This window comes from Pseudomonas sp. BRM28, from assembly GCF_002939405.1.
Classification (GTDB): domain Bacteria; phylum Pseudomonadota; class Gammaproteobacteria; order Pseudomonadales; family Pseudomonadaceae; genus Aquipseudomonas; species Aquipseudomonas palmensis.
Window position 1 is genome coordinate 3,591,732 of sequence record NZ_PEFV01000001.1, and the last position, 21,523, is coordinate 3,613,254.

General features: G+C 67.9%; 21 protein-coding genes. 17 read left to right on the plus strand and 4 right to left on the minus strand.

What is annotated here, in order from left to right; all coding sequences use genetic code 11:
- Nucleotides 1-12: 12 nt before the first annotated feature.
- Complete coding sequence (locus tag CR917_RS16880) at nucleotides 13-1,503, minus strand: DASS family sodium-coupled anion symporter (RefSeq protein WP_054915142.1); 1,491 nt, start codon at nucleotides 1,501-1,503, stop codon at nucleotides 13-15.
- 439 nt (nucleotides 1,504-1,942) lie between these two features.
- Between CR917_RS16880 and CR917_RS16885 the strand changes: the two genes are divergently transcribed.
- Nucleotides 1,943-2,272, plus strand: coding sequence for a hypothetical protein (locus CR917_RS16885; protein ID WP_043859774.1), 330 nt, complete (start codon nucleotides 1,943-1,945; stop codon nucleotides 2,270-2,272).
- Nucleotides 2,273-2,404: 132 nt separating this feature from the next.
- Here CR917_RS16885 and CR917_RS16890 read toward each other — a convergent pair whose 3' ends face one another.
- The 3 genes from CR917_RS16890 to CR917_RS16900 form a co-directional block, all read right to left on the minus strand.
- Nucleotides 2,405-2,707, minus strand: a complete 303-nt coding sequence (locus tag CR917_RS16890; protein ID WP_043859775.1) for a hypothetical protein — start codon at nucleotides 2,705-2,707, stop codon at nucleotides 2,405-2,407.
- Nucleotides 2,708-2,923: 216 nt separating this feature from the next.
- Nucleotides 2,924-3,112: a hypothetical protein gene (locus CR917_RS16895; protein ID WP_043859776.1), complete on the minus strand. Its 189-nt coding sequence runs from the start codon at nucleotides 3,110-3,112 to the stop codon at nucleotides 2,924-2,926.
- Nucleotides 3,113-3,250: 138 nt separating this feature from the next.
- Complete coding sequence (locus tag CR917_RS16900; protein ID WP_043859777.1) at nucleotides 3,251-3,571, minus strand: YbjQ family protein; 321 nt, start codon at nucleotides 3,569-3,571, stop codon at nucleotides 3,251-3,253.
- Between the two features lie 177 nt (nucleotides 3,572-3,748).
- On the opposite strand from CR917_RS16900, the gene CR917_RS16905 reads away from it, so the two are divergent.
- The 16 genes from CR917_RS16905 (at nucleotide 3,749) to CR917_RS16985 (ending at nucleotide 21,510) form a co-directional block, all read left to right on the plus strand.
- Nucleotides 3,749-4,132, plus strand: coding sequence for a hypothetical protein (locus tag CR917_RS16905; protein WP_370409155.1), 384 nt, complete (start codon nucleotides 3,749-3,751; stop codon nucleotides 4,130-4,132).
- Between the two features lie 120 nt (nucleotides 4,133-4,252).
- Complete coding sequence (locus CR917_RS16910; RefSeq protein ID WP_058541250.1) at nucleotides 4,253-5,041, plus strand: hypothetical protein; 789 nt, start codon at nucleotides 4,253-4,255, stop codon at nucleotides 5,039-5,041.
- A gap of 63 nt (nucleotides 5,042-5,104) precedes the next feature.
- Nucleotides 5,105-6,010 (plus strand): transporter, encoded by a 906-nt coding sequence (locus CR917_RS16915; protein ID WP_043859780.1) that lies wholly within the window; start codon nucleotides 5,105-5,107, stop codon nucleotides 6,008-6,010.
- 14 nt (nucleotides 6,011-6,024) lie between these two features.
- Nucleotides 6,025-6,771, plus strand: coding sequence for a DUF2092 domain-containing protein (locus CR917_RS16920; RefSeq protein WP_043859781.1), 747 nt, complete (start codon nucleotides 6,025-6,027; stop codon nucleotides 6,769-6,771).
- Complete coding sequence (locus CR917_RS27455) at nucleotides 6,768-7,331, plus strand: hypothetical protein (protein WP_173925055.1); 564 nt, start codon at nucleotides 6,768-6,770, stop codon at nucleotides 7,329-7,331. Before CR917_RS16920 ends, CR917_RS27455 begins: the two co-directional genes overlap by 4 nt.
- Before the next feature lie 25 nt (nucleotides 7,332-7,356).
- Nucleotides 7,357-8,334 (plus strand): MoxR family ATPase, encoded by a 978-nt coding sequence (locus tag CR917_RS16935; protein ID WP_104572646.1) that lies wholly within the window; start codon nucleotides 7,357-7,359, stop codon nucleotides 8,332-8,334.
- Nucleotides 8,335-8,343: 9 nt separating this feature from the next.
- Entirely contained in the window at nucleotides 8,344-9,294 is a 951-nt protein-coding gene (locus CR917_RS16940) for a DUF58 domain-containing protein (protein WP_104572647.1), read from the plus strand.
- Nucleotides 9,291-9,782: a DUF4381 domain-containing protein gene (locus tag CR917_RS16945; RefSeq protein ID WP_104572648.1), complete on the plus strand. Its 492-nt coding sequence runs from the start codon at nucleotides 9,291-9,293 to the stop codon at nucleotides 9,780-9,782. The genes CR917_RS16940 and CR917_RS16945 overlap by 4 nt, the downstream gene beginning before the upstream one ends.
- Nucleotides 9,769-10,773 (plus strand): VWA domain-containing protein, encoded by a 1,005-nt coding sequence (locus CR917_RS16950; RefSeq protein ID WP_104572649.1) that lies wholly within the window; start codon nucleotides 9,769-9,771, stop codon nucleotides 10,771-10,773. The genes CR917_RS16945 and CR917_RS16950 overlap by 14 nt, the downstream gene beginning before the upstream one ends.
- Nucleotides 10,763-12,334, plus strand: a complete 1,572-nt coding sequence (locus CR917_RS16955) for a VWA domain-containing protein (RefSeq protein ID WP_100633345.1) — start codon at nucleotides 10,763-10,765, stop codon at nucleotides 12,332-12,334. The genes CR917_RS16950 and CR917_RS16955 overlap by 11 nt, the downstream gene beginning before the upstream one ends.
- The gene (locus CR917_RS16960) at nucleotides 12,331-13,377 is read left to right on the plus strand and encodes a BatD family protein (protein ID WP_104572650.1); all 1,047 of its coding nucleotides are present in this window, start codon (nucleotides 12,331-12,333) and stop codon (nucleotides 13,375-13,377) included. Before CR917_RS16955 ends, CR917_RS16960 begins: the two co-directional genes overlap by 4 nt.
- Nucleotides 13,367-13,648 carry a hypothetical protein gene (locus tag CR917_RS16965; protein WP_104572651.1) on the plus strand — a complete coding sequence of 94 codons (282 nt, stop codon included), beginning with the start codon at nucleotides 13,367-13,369 and terminating at the stop codon, nucleotides 13,646-13,648. Before CR917_RS16960 ends, CR917_RS16965 begins: the two co-directional genes overlap by 11 nt.
- Nucleotides 13,645-14,661 (plus strand): HAD family phosphatase, encoded by a 1,017-nt coding sequence (locus tag CR917_RS16970; protein ID WP_043859767.1) that lies wholly within the window; start codon nucleotides 13,645-13,647, stop codon nucleotides 14,659-14,661. The genes CR917_RS16965 and CR917_RS16970 overlap by 4 nt, the downstream gene beginning before the upstream one ends.
- 78 nt (nucleotides 14,662-14,739) lie before the next feature.
- Nucleotides 14,740-16,329, plus strand: a complete 1,590-nt coding sequence (locus CR917_RS16975) for an arylsulfatase (RefSeq protein WP_043859768.1) — start codon at nucleotides 14,740-14,742, stop codon at nucleotides 16,327-16,329.
- Nucleotides 16,330-16,482: 153 nt separating this feature from the next.
- The gene (locus CR917_RS16980) at nucleotides 16,483-19,101 is read left to right on the plus strand and encodes a fused MFS/spermidine synthase (protein WP_104572652.1); all 2,619 of its coding nucleotides are present in this window, start codon (nucleotides 16,483-16,485) and stop codon (nucleotides 19,099-19,101) included.
- A gap of 51 nt (nucleotides 19,102-19,152) precedes the next feature.
- Nucleotides 19,153-21,510, plus strand: coding sequence for a cytochrome c3 family protein (locus tag CR917_RS16985; protein WP_104572653.1), 2,358 nt, complete (start codon nucleotides 19,153-19,155; stop codon nucleotides 21,508-21,510).
- Nucleotides 21,511-21,523 lie beyond the last annotated feature (13 nt).

A 21,523-nucleotide genomic window follows, 5' to 3' on the forward strand; every position in this document is an offset into this window, starting at 1 on the left:
GCAACGGCCCTTCTACATCCAGCCCAGCCAGTGCCACCAGGTTGCGGCGAACACCAGCATCAACCCGTACCCCACCAGCGTCACCACGATCCCGACCTTGGCAAACTGCCGCGCGTTGAAGGTTTCGGTACCCAGGCACACCATGTTCTGCGGTGCGTTGATCGGCAGGATGAACCCGTAGCTGACCACAAACCCCAGCACCATGGTCATGCCCAGGCGGCTGAAATCCCCCGGCAAGGTCTGCAGCACCGCGATCAGTATCGGCAGCAGCGCCGAGGTCAGCGCCGTGGCACTGGCAAAGCCCAGGTGGATCACGATCAGAAACGCCGCCAGAATCGAGAACACCCCCAGCGTGCCCAATTGATCCAGCCCGGTATTGGCCACCACCTGCCCGCCCAGCCATTGCCCGGCCTGGGTGGTCAACAGGGTGGTGCCCAGGCTGATGCCGACGCCGAACACGATCACCGTGCCCCACGGAATACGCGCCTGCACATCCTTCCAGGTCATCACCCCGAAGCGCGGCAGCAACAGCAGCACCAACCCGGCGTAGGTGGTCGAGGTGGTGTCGAAGTGATGCAGCTTGCCTTCGGTGGCCCAGGCCAGCAGCAACAGCAGCGACACCCCCAGCAGACGCTTCTGCGCCCCGCTCATCGGCCCCAGCGCCTGCAACTGCTCGGCCACCGCCGCCTTGCCGCCGGGAATGCTGTCGCTCTCGGGGGGCAGCATCCTGAGCACCAGCACGATCAGCACCACCGACATGATCAACGCCCACGGCGCCCCGGCGATCAGCCAGTCGATCCATGACACCCGTGCACCGAGCATCTTGTCCATGAAGCCGACCGTCAGCAGGTTCTGCGCGGCTGCGGTCTGGATGCCGATGTTCCAGATGCTGGTGCCCTGGGCCACGATGATCATGATGCCGGCGGCGATGTTGGAGCGCTTGTTCACACCGAACGCGGCGATCACGCCCATCATGATCGGCACCACGCAGGCACTGCGCGCCGTGGCACTGGGCACCACCAGGCTGAGCAGGATGATCACCACCATCGCCCCCAGCAGAATGCGTCGGGTGCTCACGCCCACCCGGTTGAGCGTGACCAGCGCGATGCGCCGGTCCAGCCCGGTGTGGGTCATCGCCGCTGCGATGAACAGGGCCCCCACCACCAGCGCCAATGCCGGGTTGGCAAAGCCCGTCAGGGCCATGCTCACGGCTGCCGACGAGCCGTAGATCACCGACGGGTCGGCAAGGGTCGGTGCGGTGCCCAGCAAAAATGCCAGCAGCGAGGTGATCATGATCGCACTGGCTTCGTACGACACCGCCTCGGTGATCCAGATCACCACCGCAAAGGCCAGGATCGCCAGCACGCGGTGACCGGCCACCGGCAGGTCGGCCGGCAGCGGCAACAGCAGCACGCCGACCAGCGCGACGATGCCCAGCAGCAGGCCCACGGGCAACAGGGGTTGAGCGCCAGGCGCTGCAGGAGGATTGGCGGGGGTACTCATGGACAGGACTTCTTTGGCAACAAAACAGGCCCCTATCATCCCCAGCGCCTGGCCGGTACGCGCTGACCCGGGTCAATACATGGCCAAGACGCCCTGACCAGAGCGCTTTGTAGGACATTCCAACAGCCTGTGGCGCGGCGACCCGTAAGCTCGAAAAAGACTGACCGGTCATTTGTAGTGAATAAAAAAAATCACTACAAAACCTATTGACGGCATTCGTTGCCCCTTGCATGATGAGGCCGTCTCCCTGATCGGGAGCGCTGGCAAAGGGTGTTCCAGACAGTTCGAGCGGTTTCGGGCTGTCCGTGGAGAGGGACTGTCCAAAAGGCAGAGTGAAGAAAGCCCCTGTTGCGACGCTGCTGTAGCAGCCTTGGTAGATCGCTACATGAAGTAGCGCAGGTTTGAACTCACCAACGACGAATAGGTAATAGGGGGCTTTATGATCAACTTGAACAACCAACCCACCATCGACCAATTGGCTCAGCTGTTCGCTGCCCGCAAGGACAGCCTCGATGACCACCTGCTGTGGGTCAGTGCCACAGGTGACGTGCACATCGACAAGATGCCGCCGCACACTGTCGAAGAGGCGATCGATGCGAAGCGTGAAATGCGCGCCCGTTTCAGGATGTTCCGCCGTGGCAAGGGCTACGTCGGCAAGAAGGCAGCGGCAGACACCGCGTTTGTCGCCAAGGTGCTGGAGACCCTGCAACAGGAATGGCCCGCCATCCGCGAGCGCCAGGACGTGAAGGTGATCGACCGGCTGTGCTGAGCCAGGCGAATTGAAAAAGGCGACCTTCGGGTCGCCTTTTTCATGCGTGCCTTATCGCCTCATCGCGGCTTTGGCTCGCCCCACCGTCTGCGCACATTCCCTGTGCGCCACGACAGGGCGTAACCGCAGGCATCAGGCCTGACGACGAAACCGCGGGTGCTCCATCGGCACGGCGTCGGTGGCCAACGCCCGGGCCCGGTCCACACCGCGCACCAGCGCACGGCTCATGGTTTCACCCGGGCACGAGGGGTAGTACTCCTCGAACAGCGCCTTGCCCCGGCGCCCGTACACCCCCAGGAACATCTGCGTGGCCCCGGTGCGCGACAACCGCACCTGCACGTCGATGCTGGTGCCATCGCTGAGTTCTTCGTCATGGCTGCGGCTGTGCAGCTGAGAGTCGGCCCACGCCCAATAAGTCTCTTCCCTGATGCGCATCGCACTGCTCCTTGTTCGTTCGAACCGACAGTAAGGCATACAACCGCCAAGGGGGCTAGCGACAGCCGTCGCCCCATTGAGCGAGGTCAAGAAAGCCGCATAAAACGGCAGATTCAGCGTACCGGTCGTCTGTTTGCGAAATAGCCTACAACCCACATGAAAAAGCCCCACACACCGCAGCACAGGCTGGATGGCGGGGCCTCTTCGGCGTCGTGGCTACTTCTTGCGCAGGCCCGGCAGAAACCGGCGGCGCTCGCTGCGCGGTGGCACCGTGGAGCGCACACGTACCGGCGCGTCTTCCAGGGTCATGTTGGCAAACCCCAGCTGGAACGCTGCTTGCCCGCAACGCACCTGGCTGTTGATGGGAAACTCGTCACCATCGTCTTCGAAATACGATTCCTTCATACCCGGCTCCCCTGCTGTGGATCACTACCGGCACGCAGATGAATGCCTAGGAAATAGTGACCTGTTGCTTTCAGAGACTAGCCGGACATTTGAAGACTGCCTGGTCACTTATTGTCGCACCCGACCAGTGGCCTATGGCTACCTGAGTTTGACCGCGGTGCCGGTGACGAACACCACCACCATGCCGCCACGAGCCGACGGCATGCTGATTTCGTAATCCAGGCCGATCACTGCATCGGCCTGCAGGCTGCGGGCGCGCTGGCGGATTTCGTCGGTGGCCTGGATGCGCGCTTCTTTCAGGGCGCTTTCCAGGGTTTGCGAACGGCCGCCGAAAAAGTCGCGAAAGCTGGTGAAGATGTCGCGTACCACGTTGATGCCCTGCACCGATTCGGCGCTGACTACATCCAGGTAGGCCGCGACTTCGCGCCCTTCGACAGTGCCAGTGGTGGTGAGGATCATTGCGTACTCCTGAGCGTTGTCGGGGCATGCCCCGACCCAAAAGAACACGATGGTAACAAACCCGCACTTTCGCCGCCCGTCACTTGCGGCCCGCCCAAGTGCGGCTATTTTCATTGGAACGTTGTTACAGCGTATTAATACTTCGGACGGAGTCGAAGCATGTCGATACCACGTTGCATGAGCGTTCTTGCATTGGGCCTGGTGCTGGCCGGGCTGGCGGGCTGCAGCAGCATCGATGCCCGCACCACACAATACGTCGGGGCGCCCCATCCTTCGCCCACCGCTGCGGCTACGGTCGAGGTACTGCGCAGCGAACCGACCCGCCCCCATGTCCGCCTGGGCGAGATCGTGGTCGATGCCAGCGTGTCCCCGCCGCCACCGATCACCGACGTGGAGCAGAAGCTGCGCGAACAGGCCGCCAGTATCGGCGGTGACGCCGTCGTGGTGGTCTACGACCGCATCCAGCCGGTTTCGGCCTATGTCAGTGGCCCGCTCTGGGACCGCGATATCCGCTCCATCGACGGACGCAAGCTCAAGGGCATCGTCATCAAGTATCAGTGACCCTGTGGTCGCCGGTGGTGCCGGCGCCAGCCTACGCGCCCATTCGCCCCCTGGGGCCCCTGCCTCGCTGGCAAGGCCGGCCCCTGCCCAGAAGCGCAACATTGAACAGGCACCACCGTCATGCAAAGGACCACCGCCACTTGTCTCGTACTGCCCTGCGCCCTGCTGTTCCTGCAGCACGCCCTGGCGGACAACGCCGAAACCGCCAACAAGAGCAACAACCCGCTCAACCTGGCACCGGGCCTGAACCTGCAGGACTACTACACCCCCTCGGTGTACGACAGCAACGTGCACACCAATGATTTTCTGGTGCGCGGCACCCTGCCGGTCGCCCCTGGCGAACTGCTGCCGGTACCGCAACTGCTGCGCGCCACCCTGCCCATCAGCACTCGACCCGACCCCCACGGCGGCTACAGCACCGGCATCGGCGACCTCAACCTGTTCGACATCTTCCTGCTCAAGACCGAAGGCGTGCAGCTGGGCATCGGCCCGCAGCTCACCGCCCCCACTGCCGAGCACGACGAGCTGGGCACCGGCAAGTGGCAGGCGGGGCTGGCGGCGGTGGCCATCGACGCCTCGCCACGCGGGCTGCTCGGGGCGCTGGTGCAGTACCAGAGCTCGTTTGCCGGCGACCATGACCGCGCCCACGTCGAAACCGCCACCCTGCAGCCATTCATCATCCACAACCTGCCCAAGGGCTGGTACCTGCGCTCCACCGGCACCTGGACCTTCGACCTGAAGAACGACACCCACTACATCCCGCTGGGCCTGGGCGTGGGCAAGGCCTGGAAGGCCGGCAGCAACATCCTCAACGCCTTCATCGAGCCGCAGTGGACAGTGGAAAAAAAAGGTGACGGCCTGCCGCAGTTCACCGTGTTCGCCGGCCTCAACGTGACCTTCGGCAAGTAGCCAGCCCATGACCGGACCCTCCGGCAGCCAGCACCCTGTGCGTTCAATTGAAGGAGCACCACCATGCATACCCGACCTGTCCTGCGTTACCTGCCGGTGCTCGTGCTCAGTGGCGCGCCGCTGCTGGTGCAGGCCGACAACGCGCGTGACTGGCAGAACATCCCGATCGACCTGAACATGGTGTTCGGCTACTACAACCGTATCGACACCAACACCCCGATCGACACCGCCCTGCCCATCGACGGCCTGTCCCTGGATGCCGACCTCTACATCCTGCGCCTGGCGCGCTCGTTCAGCATCGACGGACGCAACAGCGCGATCCAGCTGGTGCAGCCATACGCCGACGTGTCGGCCTCGTTCGACGATGCACGTTTCTTCAATGGCACCAAGCACAACGGCGGCATGGGCGACACCCAGATCGTGTTCGCCCACAACTTCTTCGGCGGCCCGGCGCTGACCGCCGAGGAGTTCGCCAGCTGGACCCCGGAAACCTTCATGACCGGCGCCGTATGGCTCACCGTGCCCAATGGCGACTACGCCAAGAACCGCGTCATCAACATCGGCGCCAACCGCTGGGTGGTCAAACCCGAAATCGGCTTCGGCCACCCCATCGGCCCCACCTGGCTGGAGGTCAACACCTGGGTTTCGCTGTTCGGCGACAACGACGACTACCTGGGCGACAACAAGCTGGAGCAGAAACCGCTGTATGCCGTCGAAGGCCACTACAGCTACACCATCAACCGCGGCCTGTGGGCTTCCCTCGACGCCACCTACAGCTTCGGCGGCGAAACCCGCATCAACGGCGAAAACCAGGACAACAAGCAGGCCAACACCCTGGTCGGTGCCAGCCTGGGCTTCATGCTCTCGCCGCAGTTCGGTGGCCTGATCGCCTACACCGACACCGTGTCCGAACGTACCGGCTCACCCGATGTGAACACCTGGACCTTGCGCCTGAACTACGCCTGGTAGCCATGGGAGGCCTGATGAAGCGTTCGCACCGACTCACCTGCCTGGCCCTGCTGGCCCTGTTGCCGGCCCTGGCAAAGGCTGCCGACCCGCTCGACCCCAGGGCCCTGGCCGCGCTGTCGAACATGGGCAGTTACCTGCACCGCCTGCAGGCCTTCAGCCTGAGCACCCGCAGCGAAACCGACCAGCAACTCGACAGCGGCCCCACGGTGACCTTCGCCCACCACACCCAGGTGCTCGCCCGCCAGCCCGACAAGCTGTTCGTCAGCGTCGACCAGGGCTCGGCGGCGCGCCAGTTCTTCTACGACGGCAAGCAGTTCACCCTGTATGACGGTCGTCACGGCTACTACAGCAAAGGCGCGGCGCCGGCGACCATCGAGCAACTGCTCGGACAACTGAGCGAGCGCTACGCCATCACCCTGCCGCTGGCCGACCTGTTCCGCTGGAACGCCCAGACCGCGAAACAGGTCGGCATCACCCAGGCCACGCTGATCGGCAGCGAATCCCTCGACGGCCAGGCCTGTACCCACTACGTGTTCCGCCAGCCCGACATCGACTGGCAACTGTGGCTACGCGAAGGCGCGCAGCCGTTGCCGTGCAAGCTGATGATCACCCGCCGCGACGACCCCGAGCGCCCGCGCCACAGCGTGACCTTCGACTGGGACCTGAGCACGCCCATCAACCCGGCAGCCTTCGACTTCACCCCGCCGGCCAAGGCCGTGGCGGTGCCGCTGCGCGAACCGAACGAGGGCCGCCAGCCATGACGCCACTGCGTACCTGCCTGCACCTGGGCCTGATCGCCTGCCTGCTGACACCGCTGATGGCCGACGCCTGGCAACTGCGCGGCGGCGGTGGCGGGCGTACCTTCGTGGTGCCCTATCACGCCGGGGGCGGCCACTTCGCCCCCCCGCCGCCGCATTACCAGCCCATGCCGCACCCGATGCCCCCGCATCCGCAGCCGATGCCGCCCCACCCGGCGCCGCCTCCGCATCCGCAGCCCGGCCCTGGGCCGCACCCACCGGGCCCGCCACCGCATCCACCGGGCCCGGGCCCTCACCCGCCCGGCCCCGGCCCGATGCCGCCACCACCGCCACCGCCACCGCCGCACCCGGACGACTGGTATCACCCCTGGGCCGCCGCTGCCGTGGTCGGTGCCACCACTGCCACGGCCATCGCCATCGGCACCCAGGTGGCCGAGGTACCGCCGGACTGCGTGTCGGTGGTCGCCAACGGCGTGGCCTACCAGCACTGCGGCGCCACCTGGTACCAGCCGCAGTACGTCGGCAGCAACGTGCAGTTCATCGTGGTGCCTGCGCCATGGTGAACCCACCCGACCCAAAGGAATGCCCATGAGCGCCCTCACCGACATCAATGCCCTGCACGCCGCCATCGCCGCCTCGGTGCTGGGCCAGGACCAGGTGATTCGCCAGATCCTGGTGGGCCTGCTGGCCAACGGGCACGTGCTGCTCGAGAGCCTGCCGGGCCTGGCCAAGACCCGCACGGTCAAGGCCCTGGCCCGGCACCTGGATGCACGCATGAGCCGCATCCAGTTCACCCCCGACCTGCTGCCCTCCGACATCACCGGCGCCGAGGTGCTGCAACAGGTCGAGGGCCAGCACCAGGTGCGCTTCCAGCCCGGCCCGCTGTTCGGCAACCTGATCCTGGCCGACGAGATCAACCGCGCCCCGGCCAAGGTGCAGGCGGCGCTGCTCGAAGCCATGGAGGAGCGCCAGATCACCGTGGCCGGCACCAGTCACAGGCTGCCCGACCTGTTCATGGTGATCGCCACCCAGAACCCCATCGAGCAGGAAGGCACCTACCCGCTGCCCGAGGCGCAGATGGACCGCTTCCTGATGAAGGTGCTGCTGGATTACCCCGCGCCAGCCGATGAAGGCCAGGTGTTGCAACTGCTGCGCCAGGAGGAACAGCGGGCGGCGGCCAAGGCGGCCAGCGACAGCTTCAGCCTCGGCCAGGAGGTGATCTTCCAGGCCCGCCGGGAAGTGGCGGCCATTCACGTGGCCCCGGCCATCGACAGCTACCTGATCGCACTGGTCAACGCCACCCGCCACCCCGCCGACTACGACGCCGACCTGGCGCGCTGGCTGCAGCTGGGCGCCAGCCCGCGCGGCGGCATCGGGCTGGACCGCTGCGCGCGCGCCGATGCCTGGTTGCAGGGCCAGGACTTCGTCTCGCCCGACAACGTGCGCGCCATGCTCCACCCGGTGCTGCGCCATCGCCTGCAACTGAGCTACGACGCGGTGGCCGACGGCGTGACCAGCAGCGAGGTACTCGACCGCCTGCTCGACAAGGTGGCCATCCCGGCCTGAGGACCGCATATGCCAGCACCGGCGCAGCAACCCGACGGGCACGTCTACGTATCGCTGGCGCAGCTGATAGCGCTGGCGTTCGATGCCCGCGGCCTGAGCTTTCTGGCGCGCCAGCCCAGGGCCAGCGTGCTGGCCGGCAGCCACGCCTCGCGCCTGCGCGGGCGCGGCCTGAACTTCGACGAGCTGCGCCGCTACCAGCCCGGCGACGACCTGCGCCATCTCGACTGCAGGGCCAGCCTGCGCACCGGCACGCCGGTGGTACGCACCTTCACCGAAGAACGCGACCGGCCGGTGCTGGTGGTGCTCGACCAGCGCATGTCGATGTTCTTCGGCTCGCAGGTCAGCTTCAAGTCGGCGCTGGCCGCGCAACTGGCCGCGCTGTGCGCGTGGATCGCGCTGGCGGCAGGCGACCGGGTCGGCGCCCTGCTGTTCGACGACACCCGCATCGAATACCTGGCGCCGCTGCGCAGCCGCAGCCGGGTCCAGGCGATCTGCGCCAGGGCCGCACAGTTCAACCAGGCGCTGTCGGCGGATGTACCCGATGGCGATGCTGCGCACGGCCTCGACACAGTCCTGCAGCGCTGCCTGGCGCTGGCCGCGCACGACTGCCTGATCTGCTTCATCAGCGACTTCGCCGGTGCCGGCGAACGCACCCTGCATCAGTTGCGCCAGCTGCGTACCCACAACGACGTGATCGCGTTGCAGGTCTACGACCCGCTGGCCCTCGACCTGCCACGCCAGGGGCGCCTGCTGGTGACCCAGGGCCAGTTGCAGGTGGAGCTGGCGGTGGAGCGGCGTCAGGTGCACAAACCCTTGAGCGAGTTTCTCAGTGGCCGCCTGCACGACGTGGCGCAGATGCTGCGCCGCAGCCAGGTGCCGCTGCTGATGTTCAGCACCGCCCTGCCTGCCGCCCAACAGCTGCGCATGGAACTGGGCAAGCTGCGCAGGCCACCGGCATGACCGCGCCAGTGCCCAGCGTCGACCAGCTCAAGGAGCTGGCGCTGCCGCCCGCCGTCAGCTACTGGCCACAAACCTGGGGCTGGGCGCTGCTGGCGGCATTGCTGCTGGCCGGGCTGCTGCTGTGGGCGGCGCTGCGCCTGCGCCGCTGGCAGCGCGACCGCTACCGCCGCCAAGCCCTGGCACGCCTGCGCCAGCTGGAACAGGCAATGGCAGATCAGACCCGGCGCGTGCAGGCCCTGCGCGAAGTGCCCGAGCTGCTCAAGCGCGTGGCCCTGTCGATGCCCGAGGCTCCGGCCGTGGCCCCGCTGCATGCCGCCGACTGGCAGGCGTTTCTGGTGAGCCATTCAAGCACCCCGCTGCCCGCCGACTTCGCCTGGCAACTGGCGCAGCTGGCCTATGCCCCCGACAGCCGCCTGCACGAAATCGATGCGTCAGCGCTGTTGGGCTACAGCCGCGCCTGGGTGGAGCATCATCATGTGGCAGCTTGATTACCCCTGGCTGTTGCTGATGCTGGCGCTGCCCTTGCTCGGCTACCGCTACCTGCCGCCCTATCAGGAAGCCCGCAGCGCCTTGCGCGTACCGTTCTTCGAGGCCATCAGCCAGGCCACCGGGCAGCGTCCGCGCCTGCCCGGCACCCGGGCCAATCGCTGGCAGCTGCTGTTGCACTGGCTGGTGTGGGCACTGCTGTGCCTGGCCGTGGCACGCCCGGTGCTGGTCGAGCCCCCCATCGAGCACCAGGCACCGGTACGCGACCTGATGCTGGCCATCGACATCTCCCAGTCGATGCAGACCGTCGACCTCAAGAACGCCGACGGCAAACCGGTTTCGCGCATCAGCGCGGTCAAGGCGGTGGTCGCCGACTTCATCGCCAGGCGCCAGCAGGACCGTCTCGGCCTGGTAGTGTTCGGCAGCGGCGCCTACGCCCAGGCACCGCTGACCCTGGACCACGCCAGCCTGTCGATCCTGCTGCAGCAGACCGACGTCGGCATGGCCGGGCCCAACACCGCCATCGGCGATGCCATCGGCCTGAGCCTCAAGCTGCTGGAGCAGGCTCACGAGCCGCAGAAGGTGCTGATCCTGCTGACCGACGGCAACGACACCAGCAGCGCCATCACCCCCGCCCACGCCGCCCAGATCGCCGCGGCCCGCGGGGTGGTGATCCATACCATCGGCATCGGCGACCCGCAGGCCGAAGCCGAGGCCAAGGTCGACCTGCCGACCTTGCAGCAGATCGCCACCGTCACCGGCGGGCAGTTCTTCCGGGCCCAGGACCGCGATGCCCTGCAACAGGTGTACGCCACCCTCGACACGCTCACCCCGCACGCGGTGAAGACCTACAGCCACCAACCCAAGCGCGACCTGTTCTGGCTGCCGCTGGGCGCGGCCCTGTTGCTGCTGACGCTGTACCACCTGCTCGCCCTGGCGGCAGCGTGGTGGCGCAGGCGCCTGCCAGCGGAGGCGCCCGCGCATGGACATTGACCTGAACAACCTGCATTTTCTGCGCCCGCTGTGGCTGTGGCTCTGGCTGCCCGCTGTGCTGCTGGTGCTGGCCTGGCGCCGCCAGCGCGGCCAGGCGCTGAACGTGAGTATCGCCCCGCAACTGCTGGCGCACCTGCGCATGGACGGCCACGACCGGCACCGCATTCGCCCCATACACCTGCTGGCGGCCCTGCTCGCACTCGGCGCACTGGCCGCTGCCGGCCCCACCTGGGAGCAGGACCGCCCGCAGTTTCTCGACAACCGCGCGCCGTTGATCCTGGCCCTGGACCTGTCCGGCTCGATGGACGCCAGCGACCTCTCGCCCACCCGCCTGGAGGCCGCCAAGCACAAGCTGCACAGCCTGGTGCAACGCCGCCAGGGCGCAGCCACCGGGCTGATCGCCTATGCCGGCAGCGCACACCTGGTGCTGCCCCCCACCCGCGACCCGGCGCTGCTCGACAGCTTCATCCAGGCGCTGGGCAGCGACCTGATCGAACAGCCTGGCAAGAACGTTTTGGCCGTGGTGGGGCTGGCCCGTAAACTGATCGCCGCCGAGCCCGGCCCCGCCACCCTGGTGCTGCTCACCGACGGTGCCGACACCACGCAACTGGCCCCGCTGGGCAAGGCCCTGGACGCCAGCCTGCTGCAGGTACTGGTGCTGGCGGTGGGCAGCAGCGATGGCGGCCTGGTCAGGGGCGCCGACGGTCAGCCGCGCACCGACAGCAACGGCCGGCCGCAACTGGGCCGCTTCGACAAGGCCGGCCTCGAACAACTGGCCAGGGCGCTGGATGCACCACTGGGCAGCCTGACCCCCGACGATGACGACCTGGACTGGATCGAGGCCCATGCCCAGCAGCACTTCGCCGACGCCGACCCGGCCAGCCAGCAGCTGCGCTGGAAAGACGCCGGCTACTGGCTGTGCTGGCCGTTGCTGCTGATCGCCCAGTTGTGCATCCGCCGCGGCTGGAGCCTGAACTGGAGCGCGTGCCTGCTGCTGGGCCTGGTGCTGGCCCCGGACGGGGCGCGCGCCAATGCCCTGGTGGATGCATTCATGACCCCCGACCAGCAGGGTCGCTGGGCCTTCGAACACCACCACCTGCCCGCCGCGGCCGCGCACTTTCAGGACCCTTACTGGAAGGGCATTGCCGCCTACCAAGGGGCCGACTACGACCTGGCGCTGGCCAGTTTCGCGCGCCTGCACACCGCACCGGCCTATTTCTACCTGGGCAATATCTACACCCGCCGCTTCAAGTTCGACCAGGCCATCGCCGCCTATCGCCAGGCACTGGCCCTGCAACCGGGGTTTGCCGAGGCCCAGGCCAACCTCGCCCTGGCCATCGCCCTGCAGAAGGACACCGAGTCGGCGCAGCAGAACGCCCCAGAGGTGCAGGCCGACCAGGTGGCCTTCGACAAGCCGGCCGGCAAGGGCCCGAGCAAGCAGGTGCAGACCCCGCAGGCGACCTCGGACGCCCTGTGGCTGCAGAACCTCACCACCTCGCCCGCGCAGTTTCTCAAGCGCAAGTTCAGCCTGCAGGACCAGGCTGCCAGGGGGGCGCCATGAGGCTTGTCGGCCTGCTCCTGGCCTGGCTGCTGTGCAGCTGTGCGCTTGCCGCCGACCCGCAGTTGCGGGTGCAGGCGCAACTGCTGGGGGGCGACAGCGTGGTGGTGGGTGAAACCGTGCAGTTGCAGCTGGACGTGCTCACCGACACCTGGTTCACCGGCGCCCCGCAGTTGCCGACGCTGAGCGTGCCCGGCGCACTGGTCACCCCACCCGGCGACCAGGCCCAGCACCTGACCCTGAACCTGGACGGCAGCACCTGGTTCGGCATGCGCTACCTGTACCCGATCACCGTGCAGCAGGCCGGCACCCTGGACATTCCCGCACTGACCGTGACGGCCCGGCCGGGCAATGCCGCGGCCGCCCTGAGCGCCACCACGGCGGCGCTGCACCTGCGCGTACAACTGCCGACCGGGGTCGAGCCGGGCCAGGCGGTGCTGGTGGCCAGCGCCCTGAGCCTGACCCAGCAGGTGAACCCGGCAAGCAGAACATTCAAGGTGGGTGACAGCCTCACCCGCAGCGTGACCCTGCAGGCCCAGGGCGCGCCGAGCCTGATGCTGCCGGTGACGGCGCTGCAGGCCGTGCCGGGCCTGAGCCTCTACCTCAAGACGCCCCAGGTGCAGGCCCTCGACGATGGCCATGGCCACGTCGTGGGCGGCCAGCGCATCGACACCGCCAGCTACCGCATCGAGCAGCCCGGCAGCTACCAGCTGCCCGCCGTGCAGGTGCACTGGTGGAGCACCACCGACCAGGCCCTGCGCAGCGCAACGCTGCCCGCCGTGCCCTTCACCGCCAGCGCTGGCCCTGCCTACACCCCGGTGTTCTCGGTGGCCGACGATCTGCAGCGTCTTGGCCAGCAGGGCCGCCTGCACCTGTCGCGGCACTGGCTCGGCGCCGCCCTGGTGCTCGCGGCACTGGGCCTGGCGTGGCGGGTGTGGCTTAGCCCGCGGGCCGACCTGGCTGGCCCGCTGGCGGCACTGGCAGGCCCGACGCCAGGCCCGTCGCCTCGCCTCTGCCGAGCATGCATGGCAACAGGTGCCCGTTGATCTGGCCAGGCATCCGCCGCAGCTCACTGCGCTATACCTGTGGTTCAGGCGCAGCCAGGGCAGCGTGCGCCTGGCCACGACCGACGACACCACCCTGCTGGCGCTGCTGCGACGCGGCTACGGCGCAGACGGCGCGCCCGATACGCTGCTCGCTGCGCTCAAGGCCGAACTTGCACAGCTTCATGCACGGCATTCACCGCGCCAGCCTGCCGCGCCCGCGCGCCACGGCCTGCGCCCGCTCAATCCAATGCAGAACAGGGAGTCGCGATGAAATCCAGTCCGAGTGTTCGTGGGTGGCTGCTGCTGGTATTGCTGCTGCACTGGCCATTGTCGGCCCAGGCCGATGCGCCGCTGCCCTCATGGCATCAGGGCGCCGCCAGGGCCGCCCTTGTGCAGTTCGTCGAAAGCGTCACCCGCGAGGGCGACCCGCAGTTCGTGGCCCCCGCGCAACGCATCGCGGTGTTCGACAACGACGGCACCCTGTGGAGCGAACAGCCCGCCTACTTCCAGGTGCTGTTCGCCTTCGACGAGATCCGCCGCATGGCCCCCGAGCACCCCGAGTGGAAGACCACCCAGCCGTTCAAGGCGGTGCTGGAAAACGACCAGAAGGCCCTGGCCGCCGCCGGCATGGACGGCCTGCTGAAAATCATCGGCGTGACCCACACCGGGGTCAGCACCGAAGCCTTCATCGGCCATGCCAGGGCCTGGCTGGCCAAGGCCCGTCACCCCACCCACCAGCGCCCCTACACCGAGATGATCTACCAGCCCATGCACGAGCTGCTCGACTACCTGCGCAGCCAGGGCTTCAAGGTGTACATCGTCTCCGGGGGCGACACCGCGTTCATGCGCGCCTTCGCCGACGAGGTGTACGGCGTGCCGCCCGAGCAGGTGATCGGCTCCAGCTTCGTCACCGAATACCAGCTGGTCGACGGCGTGCCGGCCCTGCTGCGTACCGCCAGGATCGCGCACAACGACGACGGCCCGGGCAAGCCCGAAAGCATCGACGCGATCATCGGGCGTCGGCCGATCCTGGCCTTCGGCAACTCCGACGGCGACCTGCAGATGCTGCAATGGACCGCCGCCGGCAAGGGCCCGCGCTTCATGGGCCTGGTGCACCACACCGACGCGAAACGTGAGTGGGCCTACGACCGCCAGTCGCAGGTCGGACGGCTGGACAAGGCGCTGGACGAAGCGCGCCGCCAGCAATGGACAATCGTGGACATGGCGGCCGACTGGGCCCGGGTATTCCCGTTCGAGCCTGCCTCCACACCGCAATCGCAGTGACGCGGTAACGAGCAAAGCAGTGATGCAACCGACATGTCGCCTGCGGGCGGCTCGAATGGCGAAAGGGAGGCAAGTCAGATGACTCGCATACGCAGATGGGCACCGCAGCTCGCGCTGGTCGCGGCCACGGTGATGGGGCTCGCGACAGGGGCGGCAAGTGCCGCCGACAAGCCGAATATCCTGGTGATATTCGGCGACGACATCGGCCAGACCAATATCAGTGCCTACTCGATGGGGGTGGTCGGCTACCAGACCCCCAACATCGACCGCATTGCCAAGGAAGGCATGCTGTTCACCGACTACTACGCGGAAAACAGCTGCACCGCCGGCCGCTCCAGCTTCATCACCGGGCAGACGCCACTGCGCACCGGCCTGTCCAAGGTCGGCGCACCGGGGGCGCCGGTGGGCCTGCAGGACCGCGACATCACCATCGCCCAGGCACTCAAGTCGCTGGGCTACGCCACCGGGCAGTTCGGCAAGAACCACCTGGGCGACAAGGACGAGTACCTGCCGACCAAGCACGGCTTCGACGAGTTCTTCGGCAACCTCTACCACCTCAACGCCGAAGAGGAGCCCGAGCGCCCCTACTGGCCCAAGGACCCGAACGACCCCTACGTGAAGAACTTCAGCCCGCGCGGGGTGATCCACGCCTTCGCCGACGGCAAGATCGAGGACACCGGTTCGCTCAACAAGAAGCGCATGGAAACCATCGACGATGAAACCACCGGCGCGGCCGAGGAGTTCATCAAGAAGCAGGTGGCCGCCGACAAGCCGTTCTTCGTGTGGATGAACACCACGCGCATGCACGTGTACACCCATGTGCGCGACTCGATGAAGGGCCAGAGCGGCATGCCCGGCAACGAATACGCCGACGGCATGCTCGAGCACGATGGCGACGTGGGCAAGCTGCTCAAGACCCTCGACGACCTGAAGATCGCCGATAACACCATCGTGATCTACACCACCGACAACGGGCCCAACCAGTTCTCCTGGCCGGACGCGGCGACCACGCCGTTTCGCAGCGAGAAGGACTCCAACTGGGAAGGCGCCTTCCGCGTGCCGGCGATCATCCGCTGGCCGGGCAAGATCAAGGAAGGCACGGTGTCCAACGAGATGTTCTCGGGCCTGGACTGGTTCCCCACCCTGCTGGCGGCTGCCGGTGACACCGGCGTGAAGGACAAGCTGCTCAAGGGCTGGGCACCGACTGCCGGTGGCAAGAATTTCAAGGTGCACCTGGACGGCTACAACCAGCTGCCCTACCTCACCGGCCAGCAACCCAAGGGCGCACGTGACGAGTTCTACTACTTCAACGACGACGGCGACCTGGTGGCGATGCGCTTCGGCGACTGGAAGGCGGTGTTCTGCGAACAGCGTCGCCCCGGCGGCTTCGAAGTGTGGCAGGACCCCTTCGTATGCCTGCGCGTGCCGAAGATCTTCAACCTGCGCATGGACCCGTATGAGCGCGCCGACGTGGTCTCTGACCAGTACAACGACTGGCTGGCGAAGAACGTCTACCTGACCGGCATCGCCACCATGAAGGCTTCGGTGTTTCTGGAAACCTTCATCGACTACCCACCCAGCCAGCACCCGGCCAGCTTCAGCGTCGACCAGGTGCGCAAGCAGGTGGACGCGAAGATCGAGGAGAAGATGAAGCAAGGCAAGCAATAGGCGGCAAGCTGCACACGGATGCCTCGTCCCTGACGGGGCATTTTGCCGACTGCGATACCCGCCCAACCCGCCAATCTGCTGCTAGGCTCAAGCACTGGTTGTCCCTCCCGCGAGGGCGTATTCCCAGCACTCACCACAAGGCCCCTTGCCCTGATGCCGGTCGCCAGCCGCTCCTCCCGACACGCCAAAGCCCCCGCCGCCTGCGCTCCACCCCGCACACTGCCCCTGGCAGCGACCCTGCTGCTGGTCTCCGGCAGCGCGGCGCTGATCTATCAGGTGCTGTGGATCAAGCAGCTGTCACTGGTGGTGGGGGTGGAAGTGCATGCGATCACCACCGGCATCAGCGCATTCTTCGCCGGGCTGGCGCTGGGCGGCTGGTGGCTGGGGCGTCACGCCGATCGGCTGCGCCAGCCGCTGCGCCTGTATGCGCTGCTCGAACTGGCCGTGGCCGTGGTCGGCATCGCGGCCACCCTGGCCCTGGGCAGCAGCGCCGGGTTGTTCGCCCGCCTGCAGGGCAGCATCGGGCTGCTGGCCTGGGCGCTGCCGTTCAGCCTGGTTGCCCTGCCGGCGCTGCTGATGGGCGGCACCCTGCCGGTGCTGGTGCGTGCCGTGACCGCGCAGGGGGCAACGGCCGGACGCGCCGGCGGGCAGCTGTACGCGGCCAACACGGCCGGGGCGATTGTCGGCACCCTGCTCGCAGCCTTTGTGCTGATCCCGCTGCTGGGGGTACGCGGCAGTGCCTGTGCCGCCGCCGTGCTCAACCTGCTGGCCGGGGCCGGTGCACTGTGGCTGCTGCGCCTGACACCGGACGTCGAAGCCGACACCGTGGTAACCGTTAGCGCCCCGCGCAGCCCGGCGGCGCGCCTGGCCCTGGCCCTGTACGCGGTGGCCGGGGGCATTGCGCTGGGCTATGAGGTGATCTGGTCGCAGGCCCTGGTGCAGTTCATGAGCACCCGCACCTTCGCCTTCGCGGTGATGCTGGCCACCTACCTGGCCGGGCTGATGCTGGGCAGCGCACTGATTGCCCGGCGCGTGGAGCGGCTGCGCGACCCGTGGGCCACCTTTGCCGTGCTGATCGGTGCGGCGGGGCTGCTGGCGCTGCTGGAAATCGCCGGGCTGGGGCGCTGGCTGATCAGTGCGCAGACCCAGGCCGAAGCGCTGGTACTGGGCCTGGGCGGCAGCGCACTGGCGGGCATGAGTGCCCGCTTTGCGGTGGTGGCGGTGAGCGTCGTGCTGCTGCCCACCACGCTGCTGGGGGCGGCGTTTCCGGTGGCGCTGCGCCTGGCCTGCGCGCCGGGCCATGCGGGGCGCGACGTGGGCGCGGTGGTGGCGCTCAACACCCTGGGCGGGATTGCCGGGGTGATGCTGTGCGGGTTCGTGCTGGTGCCCGCGCTGGGGCTGGTGCGCAGCCTGGGGGTGCTGGCGGTACTGGCGGCAGGGGTCGGGGTACTCGCGGTTGTGGTGGGGGCAGGCCTGGCCGCTTCGCCGGCAAGGCCAGCGCCTGCAGGTACAGGCTCAGGATCTGCTCGAACCCTGTGGGAGCGGGCTTGCCAGCGAACAGGCGCGCTCAGTCAACCCAGATTCATCGCCCTCTACGCCATTGCCCTGGCCAGCCTCCTGACCGCCCTGCTCACCCCACCCCAGCGCCTGGCCAACCTGCTGCCCGGCGCGCGCAGCGGCGAGCTGGTGTTCTATCAGGAAGGCCGTGGCGCCACGGTCGCCGTGGTCGAACAGCACAAGCCCCAGGGCAGCTTTCGTCGCCTGTACATCCAGGGCGTGTCCAACACCGGCGATGCCATGCCGTCGCTGCGCTACATGCGCCTGCAGGCCCTGCTGCCGCTGTTGATCCACAACGGCGAGCCGCGCTCGGCGCTGGTGATCGGGCTGGGCACCGGCATCACCGCCGGCGCCCTGCTGCGCTACCCGGGCCTGGAGCAACGCGTGGTGGCCGAACTGCTGCCGGCGGTGGTGCACGCCTCGACGCTGTTCCAGGGCAACTACCACGCCGCCGACGATGCGCGCCTGGACATCCGCCTGCGCGACGGGCGCCGTGAACTGCTGGCCAGCCCGCAGCCCTACGACCTGATCACCCTGGAGCCACCGCCCCCCTCGGCAGCCGGCGTGGTCAACCTGTACTCGCGTGACTTCTACCAGCTGGCCGCCAGCCGCCTCAACCCCCAGGGCCTGGTCGCCCAGTGGCTGCCGCTGCCCACCCAGAACATCGACGACAGCCGTGCCCTGGTGCGCAGCTTCATCGACGTGTTCCCGCATGCCTCGCTGTGGACCACCGAGTTCCATGAAATGCTGCTGGTCGGCTCGCTGCAGCCGGTGCGCCTGGACCTGCCGCGCATCAGCGCGCGCCTGGCGCAACCCCACGTGCAACGCACCCTGGCCGAGGTGGGCGTGGACTCGCCGGCCGCACTGCTGGCCACCTGGGTCACCGACCGCGCCGGCCTGGAGCGCTTTGCCGCACAGGCCCCGGCCGTCACCGACGACCAGCCACGCATCGAGTACGCCCCCTGGGTGCGCAGCGACGAGATCACCCGGGTGTTGCCGGCCCTGCTGGCGCTGGACAGCCCGGTGCCGCTGGAAGGCGCCGATGCCCTGGCCAGCCTGCGCCTGAACGACCAGCGCCAGCGCCTGCAGCGCTTCTACCAGGTGGGCCTGAGCGCCTACCGCGGCCAGCGCGACACCTGGGCGCGACAGGTTCAGGGCGTGATGCGAGAAGATGGCAGCAACCCGTACTACCGTTGGTTCCTGGGCATGCCGTGAAGCGCGCCGCCTGATTGAAGCGCCCCTTACCCCAACAGCATGGACGTCTGCATGTCGAAAAAGCGCGCCGTTACGCCGCCCCAACAGCCCCCCGTGCGCGGCACCAGCCTGCTCTGGCCGGTGCTGGCCGGGGCGGTCCTGCTGGCCCTGCTGGGCACCTGGTTCGCCCTCGACCGTGCCCCGGCACGCCTGCCGGTGGCCGCGCAGAGCACGCCACCAGCCCCGCCGGCGCCAAGCAGCCCCGCCCCGGCGCTGGTCGACGAAGCCACCTGCCAGGGTTGCCATGGCGAACAGGTTCGCCAGTGGCAAGGTTCCCATCACCAGCTGGCGATGCAGCCGGCCACCGCCCAGACCGTGCTGGGCAATTTCGCCGACGTGCAGTTCAAGAGCGACCGCGAGACCACGCGCTTCTTTCGCCAGGGCGACCGCTTCTGGGTCAACACCCCAGGCGCCGACGGCCAGCCCCAGGATTTCGAGGTGGCCTATGCCTTCGGCATCGAGCCCCTGCAGCAGTACCTGATCGACACCGGCGGCGGGCACCTGCAGGCGCTCGGGGTGGCCTGGGATACGCACCAGCAGCAGTGGTTTCACCTGTACCCCGGCCAGGGCGTGGACTTCAAGAACCCGCTGCACTGGAGCAAGCCGCAGCAGAATGCCAACTTCATGTGCGTGGAGTGCCATACCACCGGCTTCAAGCGCAATTTCAACGCTGCCAGCGCCACCTTCGACAGCCACTGGAACAGCCTGGGCGTGGGGTGCCAGGCGTGCCACGGCCCGGCCTCCGGGCACCTGGCGTGGGCGGCGCAAAAGCCGGCCAGGCAGGTTGCCCATGCCGGCTTCCAGCAGAGCCTGGTGGAGGGTGGCAACCTGGCCGAAGTCGAGACCTGTGCCCGCTGCCATGCGCGCCGCGCGCCGCTGGGCGATGGCTTTCACAACGAGCGCCGCCTGATGGACGACTACCTGCCCAGCCGCCTGACCCGCGAGCTGTATGAGCTGGACGGCAAGATCAAGGACGAGGTGTTCGAGTACGGCGCCTTCACCCAGAGCAAGATGTTCGCCAAGGGCGTGCGCTGCAGCAATTGCCACGAGCCCCACAGCACCCAGCTCAAGGCACCGGGCGACGGGGTGTGCCTGCAGTGCCACAACCCTGCGGGCAAGACCGGCGTGGCCGGGGTCGACGGCGCCGGGCTCAAGGCCCGCGACTATACCGCCACCGAGCACCATCACCATGCCCCCGGCAGCCCCGCGGCGCAGTGCGTCAGCTGCCACATGCCCGGCAAGTTCTACATGGTCAATGACTATCGCCACGACCACGGCTTCAGCATTCCGGCACCGGCCCAGGCACTGGCGCTGGGCACGCCGGATGCCTGCCTGGGGTGTCACAAGGGCAGTGCCGGGCAGCGCGTCAGCGAGCAGTTCGCGCTGTGGTACGCCGACCGGCCCTCCGACACACCGGCCTACGCTGCCAGCCTGGACCTGCTGCGCAGCGGCAAACCCGGTGCCGCCCAGGCGCTGCTGACGCAACTGGCCAACAGCGAACTGCCGGCGATCCGCCGCGCCACCCTGCTCGCCGAACTGCCCAACTACCCGAGCGAACGTACCCTGCAGGCGGCGCGCAGCGCCCTGGGCGACAGCGCACCGCAGGTACGCGCCGCGGCGGTGGAAGCCCTGGCCGCGCTGCTGCCCCCGCAACAGCGAAGCATGCCGCTGGCCCCCTTGCTGCGTGACCCGGTGCTGGCCGTGCGCATCGCGGCCGCCTACGCCCTGCTGCCGGCACGGGCAGCCGGGCTGGGCGCGGCGCAGGCGGCGTTCGAGCAGGCGCTGGGCGAATACGAAAGCGTGCAGCTGAGCCTGCTCGAACGCGCCGAAGCCAACCTCAACCTGGCCCTGCTGTACCAGGCCAGCGGACGCACCGATGCGGTCGAGCCGTACCTGCGCAGCGCGGTGCTGCGCGACGCCGACTTCCTGCCGGCCCGTGTGGCCCTGGTGCAGTGGCTGGACAGCCATGGCCGCCAGGACGAAGCACGCACGCTGCTGGAAGACAGCCTGCGCCAGCACCCCGACTCGGCGCTGTTGCAGCAGGCCCACGGCCTGGCCCTGATTCGCCAGGGCCGTCGCGACGAAGCGCTGGTGGCGCTGCGCAAGGCCGTGCAGCTGGCCCCGCAGAACGCCGGCTACGGGTATGTGCTGGCGGTGGCCCTGCACGATCAGGGGCAGCGCGAGCCGGCAATGCAACAACTGTGGAGCAGCCTGCAACAACAACCGTTTAACCGTGATGTTCGGCTGGCCTTGATGCATTATCTGCAACAGGCCCGGCAGGTGGACACAGCCAATGCCCTGCTCGAGTCGCTGCGCCAGCTCAACCCCTACGACCCGATGCTGCAACCGCGCCCCGCCAGCGGGAGCTGAGGGCCTGCAAAAA